The organism is Pseudarthrobacter sp. CC12, assembly GCF_039907755.1.
GTDB lineage: Bacteria > Actinomycetota > Actinomycetes > Actinomycetales > Micrococcaceae > Arthrobacter > Arthrobacter niigatensis.
This window is the reverse complement of record NZ_JARDJH010000075.1, coordinates 1-2,635: the sequence shown is the minus strand read 5'-3', so window position 1 is coordinate 2,635 and position 2,635 is coordinate 1. Positions and strand designations below refer to the sequence as shown.

At 65.1% G+C, this 2,635-nt stretch carries 2 protein-coding genes; both read left to right on the top strand.

The features are described 5' to 3' along the window. Positions 1-195 precede the first annotated feature (195 nt). Positions 196-1,725 carry an IS21 family transposase gene (gene istA, locus PV772_RS22840; protein ID WP_347887678.1) on the top strand — a complete coding sequence of 510 codons (1,530 nt, stop codon included), beginning with the start codon at positions 196-198 and terminating at the stop codon, positions 1,723-1,725. Next, a complete protein-coding gene (gene istB, locus PV772_RS22835) occupies positions 1,722-2,501 on the top strand; it encodes an IS21-like element helper ATPase IstB (protein WP_347887677.1) in 780 nt (259 codons plus the stop codon). Before istA ends, istB begins: the two co-directional genes overlap by 4 nt. Positions 2,502-2,635: the final 134 nt, after the last annotated feature.

Sequence of the window (2,635 nt, the reverse complement as noted above, 5' to 3'; positions counted from 1 at the left end):
TGTTAGCGGCCATGAAAAACTGCCCATAGGCGGCCACGAAAATGCCCACTGACGGCCAGTAGAACTGCCCATCGGTGGCCATGAGATCTGCCCACTTCCTTACTTGTCCTGCCGCGTCTTAAGCGGCGGGGGCCTCTCCCCGGGATTTGATGACGGTGTCTAGTCGCATCGAATTTCGCCAGGAAGAGGCCCTGTATGAAGTCTGACGGAGAAATCATGGAAATACTCGCTGCCTACGATCTGACTGGATCGTTGCGGGCAACCGCGGAGCTGACGGGCTGCTCGCACCACACTGTTGCCAGGCATGTCGCGGCCCGAGATGCGGGCCGGCCCATCGCCGAACCAGCACCTCGCGACCGTGTCACTGACGCGTTCCTGCCCAAGATCGAAGAATGGGTCGAGGCGTCCAAGGGCAGAATCCGCGCCGATAAAGCCCACGAGAAGCTCCTCGCCCTGGGTTATCAGGGTTCGGAGCGCTCCACCCGCCGCGCGATCGCGCAGGTCAAGGCTGCCTGGCGGCTCGGTCACACACGCGTCCACCGCCCCTGGATCGCGGAGCCTGGCATGTGGCTGCAGTACGACTTCGGCGACGGGCCGCGTATCAACGGCGTGAAGACCATCCTGTTCGTTGCCTGGTTGGCGTTCTCCAGGTTCCGGATCGTGATCCCGTTAAGGGACCGGACCGCGCCGAGCGTTTTCGCAGCGCTTGACCGCTGTTTCCGGATCCTGGGTGGGGCGCCGACGTATGTTCTGACCGATAACGAGAAGACAGTGACCACCGCCCATGTTGCTGGGGTACCGGTGCGGAACCAGCAAACCCTGGACTTCGCCCGGCATTACGGAGTCACGGTGCTGACCTGCCAGCCCGCCGATCCTGCCACGAAGGGCGGGGTCGAGGCATCGGTGAAGCTGGCCAAGGCCGACCTTGTGCCCACTGATACCAATCTCCGGGCCGAATACACGTCGTTCGCTGAGCTCGAAGCAGCATGCGCAGCGTTCATGGACGAGATGAACAACCGCGAGCACCGGGTGACCCGGCGCAAACCGGCTGCGGTTCTGACCGAGGAAGCACCCCGTTTGCACCGGGTCCCGGAGACCGCACACACAGTCGCGTTTGGGCTCGCCCGAATCGTTCCGGAGAACACCCCGATGGTGACGTTCGAGAACGCCCAGTATTCCGTCCCGGCGCACTTGCTCGGGTCCCGGGTGTTCGTCCGCGCCCATGGCACCGGCCCTGGCGAGCAGGTCATCATCGTCCACCACGGCCCCGCCGGCCCGGTCGAGGTCGCCCGGCACGAACGGGCCAGGCCCGGCAGCCCGGCCATCAACGATGAGCACTTCCCCGGGACCAGGACCCGAATCCCGGGCGATTATGCCGTGAAGGCCCGCACCGCCGACGAGGCCGAGTTCCTCGGCATCGGCAAGGGCGCAGCCACGTGGTTGATCGAAGCCGCCGCGGCCGGGACGGGCCGGATCAACGTGAAGATGGCAGAAGCGGTGGCCCTGGCCAAGATCGCCGGGACCGAGCAGGTGGACCGGGCCCTGGGCGAAGCAGCACTCTATGGCCGTTTCGCCCACGGCGACCTGGCATCGATCCTGAACGCGAACGTCAGACGCATCACCACCCACGCCGCGGACGAAACCCGCTCCCTGACCCAGGGCACCAGCGCGTGGGCCGACCTCGGCACCAGACCCGCCACGACGATGGAGGAGCAAAACCAATGAGCCCCGTCACCACCACCGCCCCACCGCTGCCGGCCGAGCTAGAAGCATTGATGCGGCAACTGAAAATGCCTCACGCCCGTGCCCTGGCACCGGAACTGATCGCGACCGCACGTGCCCAGCGATGGGAACCGGCCGAGATCATCAAAGCACTCTTCACCGAGGAAGCCACGGGCCGGGCCCGGTCCATGCTCGCCACCCGCCGCAAAGCAGCAGGATTCCCCACCGGGAAAACCTTCGACGCCTGGGACCCGGCAGTCTCCTCCATCCCGGCACCGACCCAGCAGGCACTGCGCACGCTGGAATGGATTACCCGCAGGGAAAACCTCGTCCTCTGCGGACCCTCCGGCACCGGGAAAACGTTCTTCCTCGAAGCCCTCGGCCAGCAAGCAGTCGAAGCCGGCATGCGCGTGGCCTGGTTCAGACTCGAAGACCTCGGAGCCCTCATTCGCGCCCACCGCACCGACGACAGCGTCACCCGCGCCGTCACCAGAATCCTGCGCGCCGAACTCGTGGTCATTGACGACATCGGGCTCCTGCCGGTGGCCACCGACGCCGCCGAAGGACTCTACCGGGTCGTGGACGCAGCCTACGAAAAACGCTCCGTCGCGATCTCCTCGAACCTTCACCCGGCCGGCTTCGACGAGCTCATGCCCAAAACCCTCGCCACAGCCACAGTGGACCGTCTCCTGCACCACGCCCACGTCTGCCAAACCAGTGGCGATTCCATCCGCCTCACCCAGGCCCTCGCCGGGAAAGGAGTCAACCAACTGAACTAACCAAAGCCGACGATGGCCAATCCCGCCGAACCAATCAGTGGGCAGATCTACTGGCCATCACCGGGCAGTTTTACTGGCCACCAGCGGGCACATCAACTGGCCGCCCGTGGGCAGAAACTAATGGCCATTGACAT